The organism is Clostridioides sp. LIBA-6822, assembly GCF_056688955.1.
Genome location: NZ_CP196995.1, coordinates 3,236,208 through 3,255,990 on the forward strand (window position 1 = coordinate 3,236,208; position 19,783 = coordinate 3,255,990).

Annotated in this window: 15 protein-coding genes; 6 read left to right on the forward strand and 9 right to left on the reverse strand. The window is 28.7% G+C overall.

All coding sequences use genetic code 11. The features are described 5' to 3' along the window. The first annotated feature begins 123 nt into the window (after positions 1 to 123). From ACTG48_RS15590 to ACTG48_RS15605, 4 genes are all read left to right on the forward strand, one after another. The gene (locus ACTG48_RS15590; RefSeq protein WP_021385717.1) at positions 124 to 2,226 is read left to right on the forward strand and encodes a sigma-54 interaction domain-containing protein; all 2,103 of its coding nucleotides are present in this window, start codon (positions 124 to 126) and stop codon (positions 2,224 to 2,226) included. 247 nt (positions 2,227 to 2,473) lie between these two features. Beyond that, on the forward strand, positions 2,474 to 3,640 hold the full coding sequence (locus tag ACTG48_RS15595; protein ID WP_021385653.1) for a MalY/PatB family protein: 1,167 nt from the start codon (positions 2,474 to 2,476) through the stop codon (positions 3,638 to 3,640). A gap of 24 nt (positions 3,641 to 3,664) precedes the next feature. After that, positions 3,665 to 5,107 carry a Na+/H+ antiporter NhaC gene (gene nhaC, locus ACTG48_RS15600; protein ID WP_479917308.1) on the forward strand — a complete coding sequence of 481 codons (1,443 nt, stop codon included), beginning with the start codon at positions 3,665 to 3,667 and terminating at the stop codon, positions 5,105 to 5,107. Between the two features lie 2 nt (positions 5,108 to 5,109). Further along, positions 5,110 to 5,379 (forward strand): hypothetical protein, encoded by a 270-nt coding sequence (locus ACTG48_RS15605; protein WP_479917309.1) that lies wholly within the window; start codon positions 5,110 to 5,112, stop codon positions 5,377 to 5,379. Between the two features lie 168 nt (positions 5,380 to 5,547). Here the strand turns inward: ACTG48_RS15605 and ACTG48_RS15610 are convergent, their stop codons facing one another. Then, complete coding sequence (locus ACTG48_RS15610) at positions 5,548 to 6,975, reverse strand: cell wall-binding protein Cwp14 (RefSeq protein WP_479917310.1); 1,428 nt, start codon at positions 6,973 to 6,975, stop codon at positions 5,548 to 5,550. 404 nt (positions 6,976 to 7,379) lie between these two features. On the opposite strand from ACTG48_RS15610, the gene ACTG48_RS15615 reads away from it, so the two are divergent. Further along, the gene (locus ACTG48_RS15615; protein WP_479917311.1) at positions 7,380 to 8,249 is read left to right on the forward strand and encodes a LysR family transcriptional regulator; all 870 of its coding nucleotides are present in this window, start codon (positions 7,380 to 7,382) and stop codon (positions 8,247 to 8,249) included. Positions 8,250 to 8,311: 62 nt separating this feature from the next. Further along, positions 8,312 to 8,578: a TIGR04076 family protein gene (locus ACTG48_RS15620; RefSeq protein WP_021385678.1), complete on the forward strand. Its 267-nt coding sequence runs from the start codon at positions 8,312 to 8,314 to the stop codon at positions 8,576 to 8,578. 70 nt (positions 8,579 to 8,648) lie between these two features. Here the strand turns inward: ACTG48_RS15620 and aspS are convergent, their stop codons facing one another. The 8 genes from aspS to recJ all read right to left on the reverse strand — a co-directional run bounded on the left by aspS (position 8,649) and on the right by recJ (position 19,771). After that, positions 8,649 to 10,436 (reverse strand): aspartate--tRNA ligase, encoded by a 1,788-nt coding sequence (gene aspS, locus ACTG48_RS15625; protein ID WP_479917312.1) that lies wholly within the window; start codon positions 10,434 to 10,436, stop codon positions 8,649 to 8,651. Between the two features lie 73 nt (positions 10,437 to 10,509). Further along, positions 10,510 to 11,772, reverse strand: a complete 1,263-nt coding sequence (gene hisS, locus ACTG48_RS15630; RefSeq protein ID WP_021385688.1) for a histidine--tRNA ligase — start codon at positions 11,770 to 11,772, stop codon at positions 10,510 to 10,512. Further along, on the reverse strand, positions 11,762 to 13,321 hold the full coding sequence (locus ACTG48_RS15635) for a coproporphyrinogen III oxidase (RefSeq protein WP_479917313.1): 1,560 nt from the start codon (positions 13,319 to 13,321) through the stop codon (positions 11,762 to 11,764). Before ACTG48_RS15635 ends, hisS begins: the two co-directional genes overlap by 11 nt. A 90-nt stretch (positions 13,322 to 13,411) precedes the next feature. Continuing rightward, positions 13,412 to 14,026 (reverse strand): MBL fold metallo-hydrolase, encoded by a 615-nt coding sequence (locus ACTG48_RS15640; protein ID WP_479917314.1) that lies wholly within the window; start codon positions 14,024 to 14,026, stop codon positions 13,412 to 13,414. A gap of 14 nt (positions 14,027 to 14,040) precedes the next feature. Continuing rightward, positions 14,041 to 14,490, reverse strand: a complete 450-nt coding sequence (gene dtd, locus ACTG48_RS15645) for a D-aminoacyl-tRNA deacylase (RefSeq protein ID WP_021385652.1) — start codon at positions 14,488 to 14,490, stop codon at positions 14,041 to 14,043. Positions 14,491 to 14,514: 24 nt separating this feature from the next. Further along, entirely contained in the window at positions 14,515 to 16,722 is a 2,208-nt protein-coding gene (locus tag ACTG48_RS15650) for a RelA/SpoT family protein (RefSeq protein WP_021385682.1), read from the reverse strand. A 73-nt stretch (positions 16,723 to 16,795) separates the two neighbouring features. Continuing rightward, entirely contained in the window at positions 16,796 to 17,308 is a 513-nt protein-coding gene (locus tag ACTG48_RS15655) for an adenine phosphoribosyltransferase (protein WP_021385675.1), read from the reverse strand. Positions 17,309 to 17,320: 12 nt separating this feature from the next. After that, on the reverse strand, positions 17,321 to 19,771 hold the full coding sequence (gene recJ, locus ACTG48_RS15660) for a single-stranded-DNA-specific exonuclease RecJ (RefSeq protein WP_479917315.1): 2,451 nt from the start codon (positions 19,769 to 19,771) through the stop codon (positions 17,321 to 17,323). Positions 19,772 to 19,783: the final 12 nt, after the last annotated feature.

Consider the following 19,783-nt stretch of genomic DNA (forward strand, 5'->3'; position numbering starts at 1 on the left):
AGCGATTTCTTTTATTTCAATGTGTAATATAATAAATTTATAATAACAATTAAACAAAATTATTTATATCTAGTTTAATTGTTATATAATCTAAAATAAGTCAAATTTGTATGAGAGGTTAAAATGGAACAAATGGAATTAGCTATTGTAAGTTTGAAAAAAGATGCTGGAGAAATTTATGAAGACCAAATAAGACAATTTTTAGGTGACAATATAAAAATAAATTTATACTCATTTGAAGAAGGAAATTTAAAATTTTTCAAAGAAAATTTGATACTTCTATCTGCTTATTTAAAGTATGATGAGATAGTAAAATTGTCTCATTATGATGCTCAAATTATTGTACCTAAGTTAACATTTGAAAAGAACAGTATAGATATGATATCAAAATTAGAAAAAGATAAAACTATTTATGTATATAATCTAAGTAAGGATATGGCAATAGAGACAATATCTTTAATACATAGATTAGGAATAGACAATATCAATGTCCTACCTTGCTATCCAGAGATAGAGTTTACCCCTACAGATGCTATAATTCTAACTCCTGGTGAAAAAATCTTACCTAAAATTAAAAATTGTGAAGTCATAGACTTAAAGTATAGAATAATAGATTTAAGTTGTATTGTTGAAATTGCTACAAAAACTAAGTTAAAACATCTAATAAAGGATGACTTAATAAAAAAATATGTGGAGAAGATAATTCCTACAAGCTATAGTACAGGTGAATTATTATTAGATGCAAATAAATTTGAAAGACAATTTGATTTATTATTATCCATAATTGATGATGGAATCATATGTACTAATAATGATGGGATAATTCAATTCTACAATCATATGGCTAGAAAAATTTTATCTATAAATGCAAATGAAATGATTTATGCATTTGTTGGTGATTGCATAAAAGAAATCAATTTCCAAAATATATTAAGCAATAAAGCTCCATTTTATGAAAAGTTAATTAAAATAAACCATGTCGATATAAATTTAGAAATTAAACATATACAATTAAATGTATTTGATGGATTTATATTAAAAATGACCAAATTCTCACAACTAGAAAAAAAACAAGCTAAGCTAAGAGCGCAGTTAGTCAATTCTGGCAATATTAGTAAATATACATTTGATGATATATTAGGTTCCAGTATACAAACCATTAATACAAAAAAAATTGCCAATAATATGGCCCAATCAAACTCCTCTATTTTAATAATTGGTGAAAGTGGTACTGGTAAGGAATTATTTGCTCAATCAATTCATAGTGCCTCTCGAAGAAAAGATGGACCTTTTGTAGCGGTAAATTGCAGTACTTTTCAAGAAAATTTATTGCAAAGCGAACTATTTGGCTATGATGAAGGTGCTTTTACTGGTGCTAAAAAAGGTGGGAAAATGGGTTTATTTGAATTGGCTAATAATGGAACAATATTTTTAGATGAAATTGGAGAAATGGATTTAAATTCACAATCCAAATTACTTAGAGTTATACAAGAAAAACAAGTAAGACGTATTGGCTCTAATAATGTCATTGATATTGATGTAAGAATAATTGCAGCTACTAATAGAAATTTAAAAGAACTTGTATCTAAAGATATGTTTAGAAGAGATTTATATTTTAGATTAAACGTTCTTCCTCTTAAAATACACCCTCTTAGAGAAAGACCTGTTGATATATTTGAGATTTTTAACTCTCTAAAATACGATATTCCATGCAATTTTATTCTAAGTGAAGAAGTAAAAGAAATCTTCAAAGTGTATAGGTGGGAAGGAAATGTGAGAGAATTAAGAAACTTAGGAGAATACTTCTGCTACTTAGGAAAAGATGTTATAGAGATATGTGATTTACCTGAATACATATTGGATACTATAGATTCAAATTATAGCAGAAATGTCTGTAATAAAGTAACCGATAAAATAGGAAAGCATCAACTAAACATTAACAAAGATAAAAACTCACTAAAACATGATTATAATTTTAAAAGACCTTTAGATGAATACTTATTTATATTGGATAATTTAAAAAAGGCTTATAATTTAAAAGAAAGAATTGGCAGAAAAAGTCTATACAAAATAGCTTTAGATGAAAATAGATTTTTGACAGAGCAACAGATTAGAAATATACTTTTAGAATTACAAGACTTTGGACTTGTAAACATACTGGTTGGTCGTGGTGGTTCAGTTATAACATCAAAAGGATTTGAATTTCTAAAAAATATAAATGAATAGGTCTAATAAGTTAAACAGTTAAACCACTTAAACCAATTCATTTATATTTTCATACATATGAAACCTTATTAGAAATAACCTTTTCCACAAATCTCTAAATATAATTAATATTTTTAGCTACCTTACACTTTGAAATCACTTAATATCACATATTAACTTATAGTTAAATACTTTTTATTATATATCTTGGCATGTTGTTTGCTTAATATTATTAACATAAATTTAAAAATTACTGGAGGTTTTTACAATGAATTATAATTTTAATGAAATTGTTGATAGGAGCAATAATTTTTCGTCTAAATGGTCAGAGATGGATAAAAAGTATGGAAGCAATGATTTACTTCCTATGTGGGTAGCTGATATGGATTTTAAAGCTGCTCCTTGCATAATTGATGCTTTAAAAAATAGACTAGAACAAGAGATTTATGGTTACACAACAAGACCAGATTCTTACAATGAATCTATAGTAAATTGGCTAGATAAAAGACATAATTGGAAAATAAAAAGTGAATGGTTAGTTTATAGCCCAGGTGTTATACCAGCCATAAGTCTTTTAATAAATGAACTTACAAAAGAAAACGATAAAATAATGATACAGGAGCCAGTTTATAGTCCTTTTAATAGTGTTGTAAAAAATAACAATAGAGAACTAATTATAAGCCCATTACAAAAATTAGAAGATGGAAATTATGTAATGAATTATGAAGACATTGAGAGAAATATTAAAGATGTAAAATTATTCATACTTTGTAATCCTCATAATCCAGTTGGTAGAGTATGGACAAAGAAAGAATTAAAGAAATTAGGAGATATTTGCCTTAAACATAATGTAAAAGTAATATCTGATGAAATACATAGTGATATCATATTAAAAAAACATAAACATATCCCTATGGCATCTATTTCTAAAGAATATGAAAAAAATACGATTACTTGTATGGCTCCAACAAAAACTTTTAATATAGCTGGGCTTCAATCATCTTATGTGATACTACCTGATAAAAAAGACTATAAATCATTAGATGATGCTTTTACTAGAATTGATATAAAAAGAAATAACTGCTTTAGCTTAGTTGCAACAGAGGCTTCATATAATAATGGTGAACCTTGGTTAGAATCATTCTTGGAATATTTAGAATCTAATGTAGATTTTGCTATAAACTATATACATGAAAATATGCCAAAACTTAAAGTTAGAAAACCAGAAGGTACTTATTTATTATGGGTAGACTTTAGTGAACTTGGATTAAGTGATGATGAGCTAGAAAATATACTTGTAAATAAAGGCAAAGTTGCTTTAAATCAAGGAAACAGCTTTGGTATTGGAGGCAGTCAACATCAAAGAATAAACTTAGCATGTCCACAAAGTATGCTTGAAGAAGCTCTTACAAGAATAAAAAATGCAATTAACTAAAAAGATTTAAGGAGAATTTTCACTATGAAAATAGATACAGAAAGAAAAAGACCTTCATTTAGATATTCCTTGTTAGTAATGTTTGCAATAATAGCTTTAACATCAGTTGGCATAGTTGTATTTAATGCTTCTATAACTACAATGTTTTTACTTTCATGGCTTATAGTAGTTCCTGCAGCTATGAAACTTGGTTATACTAATGATGAAATAGAAGCCTTTGGATTTGAAGTTGGTAAGGATGCATTTCAGTCAAATTTGATTATACTTTCTGTTGGCGTACTAATAGCAGCTTGGATAGCTGCTGGTACGATACCAACAGTAGTGTATAGTGGTCTAACAATAATAACCCCTAAATATTTTTTACTTACAACATTAATAGTCTGTTCACTTACTTCTGTCGCTACTGGTACATCTTGGGGAACTCTTGGAACTTCTGGTATAGCAATGATGAGTATTGGTACTAGCATGGGTATTCCTCTTGGCTTAACAGCTGGTGCAGTGATTTCTGGTGCTTTCTTTGGAGATAAAATGTCTCCCCTATCAGATTCTACAAACTTAGCTGCAGCAGTTTGTAAGACAGATGTGATTACACACATGAAACACATGATTTACACAACAGGACCTGCATATGTAATATGTATAGTTCTATATACAGTAATTGGATTAAAATATTCAAATAACACTATCGACTATGTTCAAATAAACCAAATTAAAGATGTATTAAATTCAAACTTTCATATTGGTTTAGTAGCAATGATTCCAATAATATTTTTATTATTACTTTTATTGTTGCAAAAACCTCCTATTATATCTATACTAAGTTCAGCTGTAATGGGACTTATTATAGCTGTATTTCAAGAAGGAGAAAAAATAGGTGATATTTTAAATTATATGTTATCAGGTTTTACTATAGATACTGGATTTGTTTATGCTGACAAACTATTAAATCGTGGAGGAATAATGAGTATGGCTGAAACCGTTTTACTAGTATTTGTAGTTTTCGTTATTGCTGGTATTCTCCAAAAAACTGGTTTCTTAGAGGTACTACTTCAACCTATGATAACTAAAATAGGAAATTCTAGAACCAAATTAGTTGGGTCTACTTTTATAGTAAGCTACTTTGCAAATGCATTTAGTTCGTCAATGATGTTTACTTCAGTGTTTGTTGGAACTTTAATGTCTCCAATATACAAAGAATTTAGATTAAAACCACAGAATCTATCTAGAATTATAGAAGATACAGCCACACTTGGTGGACCACTAATACCATGGAATTCAAATGCTGTTTTCTGTGCTCAAACTCTTGGTGTGAGTCCACTGGAATTTATACCATATTGTTTCTTAAGTTGGATTACTCCTATAATTTCATTTATTTATGGTGTAACTGGTTTTACTATGCTTACATATACAGATGATGAAATTGAAGAGTTAGAGATATTTGACACTGTTCAGAGAAGAGTTGATTAAGTATGAAATTTGAATACTACTACTTAATTCAGGACATTACAGGTATATTATTGGCATTTGTAGGACTTAGAATGTCCATCCTAGGATTTAGAATACTTTCTATAAAAGGACTTTCTATAAATACACTTTTAATTCTAATTAAATATTGCTTATTTGCTATAGCAGGATTGAATTTATTAATATCTAACTTTGGAATTATTCACTGGATTTTGAGTTTTTGTATGATAGTAATATCCATAATAATAAACCCTAGAATTAAGGTATCAAAATAGAAATAACCATCAAACTCAAAGTTTTATAAAAAAGGAAGTGTCTCAAAATGAACTTTTTAGTTCATGAGGCGCTCTTTTTTGTATGAAATCATATATATTTTCATCATTTCAACAATGAAAAGAGGCTCATCTCTATTTTGAGATAGCCCCTTTAATCATTACTTATAATTAAATAACCGGTGTATCAGATAAGTAATCATTACTTACATAACCATATCCACCACTATATTTTATTTTTACCCATCCAGTAGCAAACATTTCTATTGTTTCTACTTTGCTACCATATGGAAGATGTCCTATTTTTTCATCTTCTGTACTTGGCCCTTTTCTAACATTCAGACCATCTTTTTCTTTTACATACTTTATTTTTACATTTTCATTACTACTATCAGGCTTATTATTTGTTAAATAAGACCCACTAACATATCCAATATCTTCATTGTATTTTATTTTTACCCATCCAGTTTTTAACACTTCTAAAACTTCTACTTCATCACCATTATTTAGATATCCTATAACAGAAGCTTCTATTGTAGCATCACTTCTTATATTTACCTTATCCGTGTTAGTTACATACATTACTTTCTTATCAGTATTATTTGCCTGTAAATCTTTTAATTCTTTAAATGCACTTTCATTTCCGCCACTGCCAACTTGAGTTATAGAAGTAGCACTTTTATTAGAAAATACACTCTTTTGTGTTGTACTTAATTGTTCTCCTACTATAAGTACAGGAGAGTCTTCTTTTGATGCTAGTACTCCTACTGCTAGAGCATCTATAAGTTGATTTTGCTTTTTCATTCCATCTTTGGCTACAAATACATTATTTAATTTATTAGACGTATAAAACTTTTCTATTACTTTACCATTAGTTTCATTTCTATCTGCTCCACCTATTCTTTCTGAATTAGGCAAACTTTGTTTTATTTTATCTGATACAGCATGAGTAGACCCTATTATGTATGATTTACTTATATTCTTAGATTCTATAAAATCTTTAAAGCTAGATATTCCAGATGCATCAGACACTGGAAGTATAACCATTCCATTAGTAGCTGCTACAGAAGCTATACTAACTGCGTCTGCAAGACCCGTATATCCATTTACTACAGCTATTTCTGATATATCTTTTAATCCCTCTATTTTTTTAGCTATACTCAAGGCTGTTTGGTATCTATCACTACCACCAACTCTATCAGTAGTTAAACTATTGGATTCTAACTGTTTTTGTACATCATTTGATACAGAGCTAGATAGTCCAATTATATAAACTTTTTTAACTCCTAATCTTTTTAATTCTTTCTCAGTTTGTGAATTTAGATTATTTTTTTCTGTCAATAATATAGGAGCATTTTTTAATTTAGCAAATGGTGTTACAGCCAACGCATCTACAATAGATTCACTATTTACAATTACAGCCTCATTTGCACTACTCCATCCTTTTTTACTTACCTCAACAGCAGTTTGGTATCTATCCTGACCTACTAAAGTATTCTCCACTGCTGTTCTGCTTATTTCATTTGCATGTGCTACTGGTGATAGACTTAAAACTAGAGATAAACACAATATTGATGATATTGATTTAGTTAACTTCATCTTAATTCCCCCTAAAATTATAGTATCTAGATTTTTACTATTTAAAATAGTATAACATAATAATTTAGCTAATATCATTACTCTAAGATATTAAATAATATAAATAGAATTTTATTTTTAGTATATCTTAACTTCTGTAATAATTTTTTTACCTTACTTGATATACGATTTATTTCTCAGATATATTTTTATATAATTAAAGTTTTTAGCATTATTTATTTAATTAATTATATATCGAACTCACTTTTTTTAATTAGATTATGTATAATATATAAATAACTATATGATTAACTTTTTAAGATACTATAGTTTATTATACAAGCTTTATATTATAATGTATAATATATAGTTAATTATCAAACGGATATAACTTAAGTCATATTAAAAGAGGTGTATTTTATATTATGGATTTATTGCATCTTAAGTACTTTCAAACGGTTGCTAGAATGGAGCATATAACAAAAGCATCACAAAAACTAAATATAGCACAACCAGCTTTAAGTAAAACCATATCTTCTTTGGAAAGAGAACTTGGAGTCAAGTTATTCGATAGAAAAGGAAGATATATTGTATTAAATGAATATGGAAAATTATTTCTAAAAAGAGTGGACAGTATTTTAGATTTGGTAGAGATGTCAAAAAAGGAATTACGAGATACTTCTTTAGAGAACTCAGGGGAAGTAAAAATATTAGCCACTGCGGCAGCTAATGTACTGCCTTCACTTTTAAGTAATTTTAGAAAACTATATCCTAACATTACTTTTAATGTCTCACATACTTTACCATCTTCTTACAAGAAAAGTGATTTTGATTTGTATATATCTTCTTCGTTTACAAAAATAAATTCAGAAAATAATATAACTTTAACTTGTGAAGAGATATTATTGGGTATTTCAATTAATCACAACTTATCTTTAAAAGATAAAGTATACTTAAGTGAAGTTTCAGATGAAAACTTCATAGTTATAACTAAAGGTGAAAACTACAGAGAAATAATAGATATACTATGTGAATCTGCTAATTTCAAACCAAAAATAGCCTTTGAATGCGATTCACCATATACAATCTATGCACTAATAAAATCACTCCAAGGTGTTGGATTCATATGTGGAAAGTCATGGGGGTTATCTAAAGACCCCGAGATTAAACTATTACATATAAAAGATATTGAATTTAAAAGATATTTAAATCTATCATGGTTTAATGAAAATTACACATCTAAAGCTGTATTACTATTTAAAGATTTCCTTATTAGCTATTTTAAAAACCTTTAAATAAAAGCTGTAAATATAGTCTTTTTATATTAAATAAAAATAAAAGGGGGACATATAAAAATATGGCTAAAAGACCAAAGATAAAGATAACTTTAATAGATAAAAAAGAAAAAGGTGCTTGTCATTATGGACATAAGATTGGAGATTCATTTGATTTTGATACAGAAAGAGGAAGATTGTGCCCAATGGCATTACATGTAGCTTTTCCTTATATTGACATACTACGATATGGTGGAAGCATACCTGGTGAGGAAAATAAAAATGAATGTATATTTTGTTGCCCAGATGCTAAAATTATAAATATATTTAAAATAGAAAAAATAGATTAACATAAAAAGTCTGAATATAAACATGCTTTATATCCAGACTTTTTACATTTTAGTTTCTTATAACTATATATTATTCGTTGTCTTTTATATCAACCTTTATACTTAATTCTTCTAATTGCTCATCTTCTGCTACTGTTGGAGCATTTGTCATAGGACAAACAGCATTTTGATTTTTAGGGAAAGCAATAACCTCCCTTATATTGTCAGCTCCTGCAAGTAACATAACAAGTCTATCAAGACCAAAAGCTAAACCAGCATGAGGAGGAGTTCCATATTTAAATGCTTCTAATAAGTATCCAAACTTCTCATTAGCTCTTTCTTCTGTGAAACCAAGTGCTTTAAACATTTTTGATTGGACATCAGAATTTGATATTCTAACACTTCCTCCACCTATTTCATAACCATTCAATACAATATCATAAGCTTTTGCTCTTAAAGATGATTTATCACCTTCTTCTAACTTATCTAAATCTTCATCCATAGGTGATGTAAATGGGTGATGCATTGCTGAGAACTTGCCTGTTTCTTCATCTTCTTCAAAAACTGGGAATTCAGTTACCCATAACAGATTATATACATTTTTATCTAACATATTAAGTCTATTAGCTACTTCAAGTCTAACTTGTCCTAAAGCATCAAATACTACTGAGTTTTTATCAGCTACAAATAAAAGTAAATCTCCTGCTTCAGCATTCATTCTTGTAAGTATAGCATTCATTTCTTCTTCATTAAAGAATTTTGCTATTGGAGAAGTTACTCCTTCTTGTCCTACTTTCATCCAAGCAAGACCTTTTGCTCTATATGTCTTAGCATGTTCTTCTAATGATGATATTTGCTTTCTAGTAAAATCACCAGCTTTACCTTTTACATTTATACCTCTAACACTTTTTCCTGGCTGTGTAGCATCCGCAAACACTTTGAACCCACAGCTACAAACAACATCAGATATATCTGTTAATTCATATCCAAATCTAGTATCTGGCTTATCTGAACCATATCTAGACATAGCTTCTGCATAAGTCATCTTAGGAAGTGGAAGTGTCAACTCTACATTTAAAACTTCTTTAAATATAGCTTCAAGCAATCCTTCAATCATATTCATAACATCTTCTTGCTCAACAAAAGACATTTCACAGTCTATTTGTGTAAACTCTGGTTGTCTATCTGCTCTTAAATCTTCATCTCTAAAACATTTAACTATTTGGAAATATCTATCCATACCACTTACCATTAATAACTGTTTATATAATTGTGGTGATTGTGGTAATGCATAAAATTTCCCTGGATTAACTCTACTTGGTACAAGGTAATCTCTTGCGCCTTCTGGAGTTGGTGCAATTAAAAATGGTGTTTCTATTTCGCAAAATCTATTATTTGATAAGTAATTTCTCGTAATATTCATTACTTTGTGTCTTAATTTTAAGTTTCTCTGCATAGATGCTTTTCTTAAATCTAAGTATCTATATTTTAATCTTAGTGCTTCTGAAACATCATCATCATCTTTTATATAAATAGGTGGAGTTTCTGACTTATTTAAGATTCTAAGTTCAGTGGCAAATATTTCTATATCTCCAGTTGGCATATTAGGATTTTTAGATTGTCTTTCGCATACTTTTCCTTTCGCAGCTATTACAAATTCAGCCCCTAATTTTTCAGCTTTTTCAAAAGCTTCTTTATCTACATCTGTATCAAAAACTATTTGACACAATCCGCTTGTATCTCTTAAATCAACAAATACAAGACCACCTAAGTTTCTTTTTTTCTGTACCCATCCCATAAGTACAACTTCTTCATTTATGTTTTTTTCTCTCAACTCTCCACAGTAGTGAGTTCTCTTTAAACCCTTTAAAGTTTCCAAGATACTACCTCCATTTTATTTAATTTTAATGCTATATTATTATCTAATATGCAAAACATCATACTTTCTTATTTTACAGCTTTTGTTTTAATTCTTCAACTAATGTACTTAATTTTACAGTAGTTTGCTCTGATGTTTTCATATTTTTTAATGTCGCAGTGTCATTTTTAAGCTCATCGTCTCCAATTACTATTGTAAATTTAGAATTTATTTTATCTGAATATTTAAATTGTGCTTTGACACTTCTCTCTATATGGTCTTTATCTGCACTTATATGATTTTTTCTCAATTCTTTTAAGAGTTTAAAGCTTTTTGTATTTGCTTCTTCTCCTATTGTTACTATAAATATGTCTGTAGACTGTGGATTTTCTATTTCAATTCCATTATTTTCAAGTGTAAGTAAAAGTCTTTCAATTCCTAATCCAAAACCAATTCCACTTATACCTTTTGGTCCTCCTAGTTGCTCAACAAGGCCATCATATCTACCTCCACCACATACAGTACTTTGTGCTCCTATATCATTAGATATAATTTCAAAGGCAGTTTTTCTGTAATAATCTAATCCTCTAACTATTGTTTTATCAACTACAAAGTTTATATCCATTTCATTTAAGTATTCTTGTAATTTCGTAAAGTGAGTTTTACAATCATCACATAAATGGTCTGCAATAAATGGTATATCCTTAATATTTTCTTTACATGTAGGGTTTTTACAATCTATAACCCTCATTGGATTTTTTTCTCTTCTTTCATTACAAGTCTCGCATAATACATCTGCTTTTGAATCAAGATATTCTTTTAATAAAGCATTGTATTCTTTTCTACAAACTGGACAACCAACTGAATTTATGCTTACTATTAAATCCTTTAGTCCAACTTCATTGAAAAATTGAACAGCTAATGCTATTATTTCAGCATCCATTGAAGGAGTATCACTTCCAAGTGCTTCTATACCAAATTGATGAAATTGTCTTTGTCTTCCAGCTTGTGGTCTTTCATATCTAAAGCAAGGTGTAACATAAAATAACTTAGTTGGTTGAGTATCTGCATACAATTTATTTTCTATAAATGCTCTTACTACACCCGCTGTTCCTTCTGGTTTTAATGTGATTTCTCTGTCACCTTTATCTTTAAAGGAATACATTTCTTTTTGAACTATATCTGTAGTATCTCCAACACTTCTCTTAAAAAGTTCTGTATGTTCAAATATAGGTGTTACCATTTCTTCATATCCATATAAAGCGCATATTTCTCTAAATTTATTTTCTACATAACTCCATTTATAAGCCTCTTTTGGAGTTATGTCTTTAGTTCCTCTAGGAGCTTTAGTCAACATTTTTATATACCTCTTCTTTCTTTCTTTTTATCATTTCATCTACTCTTTCAATGTATTGTTCAACATTTTTTACATTTTCTACTCTTTCAATTCTATCTTCGTCTACATAAACAAATTTTGATATAGCACCTGCACCTAATGCATAGTTACTTTGTTTTTCTTCCATAATTTGTATATTATAAATACACTCGTATCCTTCTTTAGCATAACCTATATTTTCTAAATTTCCTAACATATGTTTTTGTCTGTACATATAATATGGATTTAATCCCATATCTTTTGCGTATTTCATTGATAAATCTATCATTTTTACCATTTCTTCATACTGTGTTAGGTGTTCTTTATACATATCCATATTTATATTTAAGTTAGACGCTCTCTTTATAGCTAATGTATGAACTGTAAGACTTTCTGGAGAAAGTCTTTTTATTTCTTCTAATGTATTCTTCACCATATTTAAGTCCTCATCTATAAGACCTAAAATTATATCCATGTTTATATTATCAAATCCCATTCTACGGGCCATATTAAAACAGTCTACTAAATCAGAAACTTTATGTTCTCTACCAATTTTAACTAAAGTCTCATCATTCATAGTTTGAGGATTTATACTAATTCTACTTACATTGTGTTTTTTCAATACTTTTAGTTTTTGCTCTGTAATAGTATCTGGTCTACCTGCTTCTACAGTAAATTCCTTAATTTTAGTTAAATCTAATTCATTAAATAATGAATTTATAAGCAAGTCCAACTCTTCCTCATCCAATGTAGTAGGAGTTCCACCACCAATATATAAAGTTTCAATTTCTTTGTTAGTATCCTTGATAAGCTTGGCAAAACCCCTAATTTCTTCAATCAATTTATAAACATATTCTCTTTTCAAATGCCCAAATTGCTTTAATGAATTTGAAGGAAATGAACAATATACACATCTAGTTGGACAAAATGGAATACTTACATAAAGAGAAATTTTATTTTTATCTATAGGATACATAAATACTCGCTCTCTTTTGGCGATTTCCAGAGCTAAATCTATTTTCTCATCTATTATAAAATAATTATCTTTTAGAATAGTTCTTATGCTATTATCATCTAACTTTTTATCCATTAGATTGTGGACAATTTTGACTGGTCTAATACCAGTCAAAATTCCCCATGGAACATAAGAATTAAACATTTGTTTAAGCACTATAAACATGCTTTTTTTGATACTTTCTTTACATAACTTTTTAAAGTTTCTCTTACTTTCATTATCTAACTTATTCAAAAAACCTTCAATGGATTTGCTATTATCAAATCCATTTAAAAATTCAAGATTCATATTTTCTATATTTTGTATTGATTCATACTTTAAATTTCCATCTTCATAACACTCAGTACTTGAAGACAATACACCATTTTCATAAATCAATCTATTTGTTAAATACATTGACTCCATATTATTACTACATTTATCAGAGTCAGTAAACTTAAATTCATTAGTAAACAATTTTATAAGTTCTGCTACTTCATACTTATAACTGTGTCCTTTTAAAAAAACATATAACATCAACTTAACTCCTTCTATTTAACAGTAGAAGAACCCCATCTCTAATACAGTTATTAAATATTTGATACATTATTTAATACTACTATAAAATTACATATAAGGATTTGTCTTCTTTTCAACCCCTAGAGTACTAGTTGGACCATGTCCAGGATATACTCTAACAGCATCTTCATATTTACATAATTTTTTAAGTGATTTTTCCATTTGATGAAAATCTCCACTATACAAGTCAGTTCTACCAATGCTTCCAGCAAATAAAGTATCTCCTGTGAACAATTCATCTTCAACTCTTATACACATACATCCTTGTGTATGTCCTGGAGTATGCAAGAAAGTCATTTTTAATTCACCAAGTTCAAGCTTGTCTTTATCATTTACATATATATCTGCATCGAACTCTTGTGCTCCACATCTCATTGTATAGCTTAGATTTTTATTTTTATCATTTAATAATTCTTTTTCATCAATATGTGCAACTACCCTAGCACCAGTTTTATCTTTAATATCTTTAACATATCCTATATGGTCTCCATGCCCATGAGTAAGAATTATATATTCGATATTTAATTCATTTTCTTTTACAAAACTTAGAGTATCTACCAAACTTCCACCTGGGTCTATAACTGCACATTTTTTAGTTTTTTCATCACCTAATACATAAGTATTTACTCCAAAATAACTATCTACAAATTTTTTTATAACCATTAAAGTTTTCCCCCTTAAAAAGATTTACTTGAATCTAATAGTATTGTTACTGGACCATCGTTAGTTAATTCTACCATCATATGAGCCGCAAATTGTCCTGTACCAACTGTTACACCTTTATCTTTTGCCTTTTTTATAAACTCTTCGTACAGATTATTTGCAAGTTCTGGTTTAGCTGCATTACTAAATCCAGGTCTTCTTCCTTTTCTACAATCTCCATATAAAGTAAATTGAGATACTACTAAAAGCTCTCCACCTATATCCATTAGAGATAAATTCATTTTGTCATCTTCATCTTCAAAAATTCTCAGATTCAATATTTTGTCAATCATATAATCTACATCACTTGATTTATCATCATGAGTCACTCCTAATAATACTAGTAACCCTTTATTTATTTGACCTATAGTGTTTTCATCTACTGTAACTTTAGATGAAGATACTCTCTGTACTACTGCTCTCATAGTTTCCTCCCTATTATTTTAACTCTAATTTGTCATTCTATAAATACTTTCTACACCAGGAATTGCTTTTAATTTTTTCATTAGAATTTTTAATTCGTCTGTGTCATTAACTTCTACAAGTAGGTTTATACTTACAATACTATCCTTACCTTTTCTTGCATTTATTCCATTTAAACTAAGTTTATCCATTGCAACAATATGAGTTATTTCATTAACAATTCCTCTTCTGTCAACAGCCTTTATTTGAATCTCTGCTTCAAACTTACCTTTTCCTGCTGAACTCCATGAAACTTCTACCAATCTATTTTGGAAGAAATCTCCATTGTTGTTTGCATTTGGGCAATCAGCTCTGTGTATAGCTACTCCTCTACCCTTAGTGATATATCCTACAATTTCATCTCCTGGAAGAGGATTACAACACTTAGCAAATCTTACTAAGATATTGTCAAGCCCTTTTACTATAATCCCTTGTGATGCATTTTTCTTTCTCTTTTTACTGTATTCTGTTTCACTTATATTGTGTTTATTTAAATCTTCTTCTTGTATTTGTTGTTCTTTTTTAACTTTTTTAACTTCTTTTAAATATAAATCTTTTACTTTAGATACAACTTGAGATGACATTATACCACCATAACCTACAGTAGCAACTAAATCCTCAACACTTGGCTGATTAAATTTCTTAGCAACTAGTGCCATATATTTTTCAACAAGAGGGTCTTTTTGTGGTATATCATGCTTCTTAAATTCTCTTTCTAATATTGTATTTCCACGGTCAACATTTTCTTCTCTTCTTTCTTTCTTGAAAAATTGTCTAATTCTACTCTTAGCATTTGGTGTCTTTACTATATTAAGCCAATCTCTACTTGGACCATTAGAATTAGATGATGTAAGCACCTCTACAATATTACCATTTTGAAGCTTATAATCAATAGGAACTATTCTTCCATCAATTTTAGCTCCTACACATTTATTTCCTACATTTGTATGAACCCTATACGCAAAATCTATAGGTGTTGATTCTGCTGGTAATTCAATTACGTCTCCTTTTGGTGTAAATACATAAACCTGACTATTAAATACATCTTCTTTAAGTGCATCCATAAACTCTTGTGGGTCTTTTAAGTCTTTTTCCCACTCCATCATTTGTCTCAACCACTGAAGTTTCTCTTCAACCTTTGATTCTTTACTAGAAATACCTTCTTTATATTTCCAATGGGCTGCGATACCATTTTCAGCTATATTATGCATTTCATGAGTCCTTATTTGTATCTCTAAAGGCTCTCCATCAGGACCTACAACAGTAGTATGCAATGATTGATACAGATTTGGCTTTGGCATTGCTATATAATCTTTAAATCTGCCTGGAATAGGTCTCCATAATGTATGAACTATACCAAGAACTGCATAACAATCCTTTACATTATCTACTAGTATTCTTACTGCTGTTAAATCAAAAATTTCTTCAAAAGTCTTATGTTTTTTTTGCATCTTTCTATAAATACTGTAAAAATGCTTTGGTCTACCATATACATCACATGGTATACTTAAATCTTTAAACTTATCTTTAAGAAGTTCAACAATTCCGTGTATATAATCTTCTCTTTGACTTCTCTTCATTGACACTCTATCAACTAAATCATAATACCCTTCTGGGTCCATAAATCTTAATGCTCTATCTTCTAATTCCCACTTTATCTTAGAAATTCCTAATCTATGAGCTATACCTCCATAAATTTCAAGTGTTTCTTTTGCCTTATATTTCGCTTTTTCTGGAGGCATGTATTTTAATGTTCTCATATTGTGCAATCTATCGGCAAGTTTTATAAGTATAACTCTTATATCTTTCGCCATTGCCAAAAACATTTTTCTTAGGTTTTCAGATTGAGTTTCTTCTTTTGAACGATATTTTATTTGACCAAGTTTCGTTACTCCATCAACTAAATCCGCCACTTCTTTGCCAAATTCTTTTGTTATGTCTTCATAGGTATATTCCGTATCTTCTACAACATCATGAAGTAAACCAGCTGTTATAGTTTCAATATCTAATTCCATCTCTATCAAAATGTTTGCCACTGCTAATGGATGAATAAAGTATGGTTCCCCAGATTTTCTATATTGTCCTTCATGCGCTTTTTTTGCAAGATTATAGGCTTTTTCAACCATTTCAAAATTTGCATTAGGCGCATAAACTTTTATTTTTTCAATTATTTCTTGTAATTCTTTATCATGCATATAACCACCTATTTTGTATAAAATTTTAATATATATGAAAATAGTTGGTGCTATACCAACTATTGTAAAAGTACTAGTATTTTATAAGAGAATTAACATTATAGTTAGATAACTTTTCTCTCCCATTTAAGAATTCTAGCTCAATTAAAAATTGCATAGAAACTACTTCTCCACCTAATTTTTCTACAAGCTTAGCAGCAGCTTCCATAGTTCCACCAGTAGCCAATAAATCGTCTACTATTGCTACTTTTTGACCTTTTTTAATTGCATCTTTATGTATTTCTAAAGTATCCGTACCATACTCTAAGCCATACTCATAACTCTCAACTTCTCCTGGTAATTTTCCAGGCTTTCTAATTGGAACAAATCCTACTCCTAAAGCATACGCTACAGGTGTACCCATCAGAAATCCTCTTGCTTCTGGGCCTATTACTAAATCTACACCTTTATTTTTTAGTTCTTCAACTATAGAGTCTACTGCATATTTAAATGCCTCGCCATCTTTAAATAGAGTAGTAACATCTTTAAAATCTATACCTGGCTTTGGGAAATCATCAATATTCCTTATAAAGTTTTTTAAATCCATGGGAAACGCCTCCTAATAACTGCTATTATATTGTTTTTCTAAATTTTTTAGATTATTGAGTATTAAACTCTCATTTAAATCTAATTTTTTCTGTGGTTTTGGCAATATTCTTATGAGTACAGAATTTTTTTCATAATTTAAATTAAAGTCAAGTAAATTTAATTCTCTAAACACATTCAATATCGTAAAAAACTTTAATGGAATTACATTAAAAGTTCCCTTTATATTTACCATATCCAAATCAATTTCTTTTTTTATGAGTGCTTGTTTATAAATTGTTATAAATTCATCTCTTGATGGAACCATATTACTAACTACATTCTTTAAATATAATAGGTCTGTTTTATTATAATATTTTATAATTTCACTTTCTTCTCTTTTATTCTCATATATATACGAATATTCGCCTTTATTGTATAAATAATCATAAAGAATAATATTATTATATCTTTTTAAGTCTATTTTATCAATATTAGGAGAAAATATAAGCTCTAATTTATCAGTATTTTTGCTAATATCTTCAATAATATTGTAATTTATCTTAAAATCTAAATCTACAAGTGATATATCTGACACTGCTCTATAAAATCCATTTATAGAATTAGATATTATTAATGTACCTTTTTCAAAATAATCAAATATATTTATATCAGTATTTCCATCAAATAATTCAAAGTCAGATACAGATATATTATACAAGCTTTGTGTATCTTTTGGTATTATTTTTGACATTAATTTCAGTGAAAGTTTGTCATTACTTGCACTTTTAGGTCGAGCTAATCGGATATCTTTAAGTAAAAACTGTACTTTCCTATTTCCCATATAGTTATTTTCATCTAATTGGAACAATACATCTACTTTGTCTCCTACTTTATACAATGATTTTAAGTGACTCATGTTAAATCCTATACATTCATAGCTTTTTTCTTTTTCTATACTTAATTTTAGATGTTGTTGATTTTTACCTATAATTTTTAAATCTTTTAAGATATAATTTCTAACTATAAATCTAGGATTTGGATTATTTAATCCAAAAGGCTCTAACTTATGTAATTCTTCTACAAGATTTAAATTTATTACATTTTCTTGTAGTTCAAATTCAACATTAACATTCTCTATCATATCATCTTCAGTTAAATTATAATTTGCAAATTTATTTATTTCATTTGCTAAAGCTTCCACATTATCTGAATTTAAAGATAATCCTGCTGCTTGTTCATGACCTCCAAACTTAGTCATTAAGTCTTTACACTTTACAAGAGCTTCAAACACATTAAATCCTTTTATAGACCTTGCTGAACCAGTAGCCTCTCCATCTTCTATGCCTAAAAGAATTGTAGGTTTATAGTATTTTTCAGTTAGCTTTGATGCTACAATTCCTATTATTCCATGTTGCCAACCTTCTTTAGCTAAAACCAACACTTTATCATCATTGTATCTGCTATTAGACTTTAACATTTCTTCAGCTTCATGATACATCTTAGCCTCAATCATCTGTCTTTCATTATTTTTTTCTTCTAATATATTAGATATTTCTATAGCTTCCTCTTGTGATTGAGTTGTAAACAACTCCACCCCTAAGTAAGAATAACCCAATCTACCAGAAGCATTTATCCTAGGACCTATTGCAAAACCTATATGAGAAGAACCTATTTTATCACTTTCTACACCACAAACTTTTATAAGCTCTCTTAATCCAATATTTTTGCCTTCTTTCATTAATTTTAAACCATTTTTTACAATTATTCTATTTTCATCTATAAGTGGAACAATATCACAAATAGTTGCCAGAGTTACTATTTCTAGATAATCATACATACTAGTTTTAAATTCTTCTTTTGGAGTTAATGCTTGAATCATTTTAAATGCTACTCCACATCCACATAGTGAATCAAATGGATAATTACAATCTTCTTGTTTTGGATTTATTACTGCAAATGCTGATGGAATCTCATTTTGACATTCATGATGGTCTGTTATTATAACATCTATACCCAAATCATTCGCTATATTGACCTCAGATACCGATGTAATTCCACAGTCAACACTTATAATCAAGTCACATCCTCTAGAGCTTATAAGCTTAATAGCCTCTTCATTTATACCATAGCCTTCTTCTAATCTATTTGGGATATAGTAATCCACATGATACCCTATACTTTTAAAATATATACATAAAATAGAAGTAGATGACACACCATCAACATCATAATCTCCATAAATCCAAATTTTTTCGTTATTTTCAATAGCTGATTTTATCCTATCAACAGCCTTCTGCATATCTTTCATCAAAAAAGGGTCCCTTAAATAATCTAAAGATGGATTCATAAATATTTCTGAATCTTTTTCACTACATATCCCTCTATTTTTTAAAATTTGGCAGATTTCCGGGGAAATATTAATTTTTTTGCTAAATTCACTTTCCTCTATCTTACCTTTATATTTCAATATCCATTTTTTCAAATTTTATTCCCC

What these genes read in the sequence shown, in the direction of transcription:
- hisS (WP_021385688.1), bottom strand. Translation starts at nt 11,772, where the DNA reads ATGTTGACTAAAGCTCCTAGAGGAACTAAAGACATAACTCCAAAAGAG.
- ACTG48_RS15620 (WP_021385678.1), top strand. Translation starts at nt 8,312, where the DNA reads ATGGCTAAAAGACCAAAGATAAAGATAACTTTAATAGATAAAAAAGAA.
- ACTG48_RS15610 (WP_479917310.1), bottom strand. Translation starts at nt 6,975, where the DNA reads ATGAAGTTAACTAAATCAATATCATCAATATTGTGTTTATCTCTAGTT.
- ACTG48_RS15650 (WP_021385682.1), bottom strand. Translation starts at nt 16,722, where the DNA reads ATGCATGATAAAGAATTACAAGAAATAATTGAAAAAATAAAAGTTTAT.
- dtd (WP_021385652.1), bottom strand. Translation starts at nt 14,490, where the DNA reads ATGAGAGCAGTAGTACAGAGAGTATCTTCATCTAAAGTTACAGTAGAT.
- ACTG48_RS15595 (WP_021385653.1), top strand. Translation starts at nt 2,474, where the DNA reads ATGAATTATAATTTTAATGAAATTGTTGATAGGAGCAATAATTTTTCG.
- ACTG48_RS15640 (WP_479917314.1), bottom strand. Translation starts at nt 14,026, where the DNA reads ATGGTTATAAAAAAATTTGTAGATAGTTATTTTGGAGTAAATACTTAT.
- ACTG48_RS15605 (WP_479917309.1), top strand. Translation starts at nt 5,110, where the DNA reads ATGAAATTTGAATACTACTACTTAATTCAGGACATTACAGGTATATTA.
- ACTG48_RS15590 (WP_021385717.1), top strand. Translation starts at nt 124, where the DNA reads ATGGAACAAATGGAATTAGCTATTGTAAGTTTGAAAAAAGATGCTGGA.
- nhaC (WP_479917308.1), top strand. Translation starts at nt 3,665, where the DNA reads ATGAAAATAGATACAGAAAGAAAAAGACCTTCATTTAGATATTCCTTG.
- ACTG48_RS15635 (WP_479917313.1), bottom strand. Translation starts at nt 13,321, where the DNA reads ATGTTATATGTTTTTTTAAAAGGACACAGTTATAAGTATGAAGTAGCA.
- ACTG48_RS15615 (WP_479917311.1), top strand. Translation starts at nt 7,380, where the DNA reads ATGGATTTATTGCATCTTAAGTACTTTCAAACGGTTGCTAGAATGGAG.
- ACTG48_RS15655 (WP_021385675.1), bottom strand. Translation starts at nt 17,308, where the DNA reads ATGGATTTAAAAAACTTTATAAGGAATATTGATGATTTCCCAAAGCCA.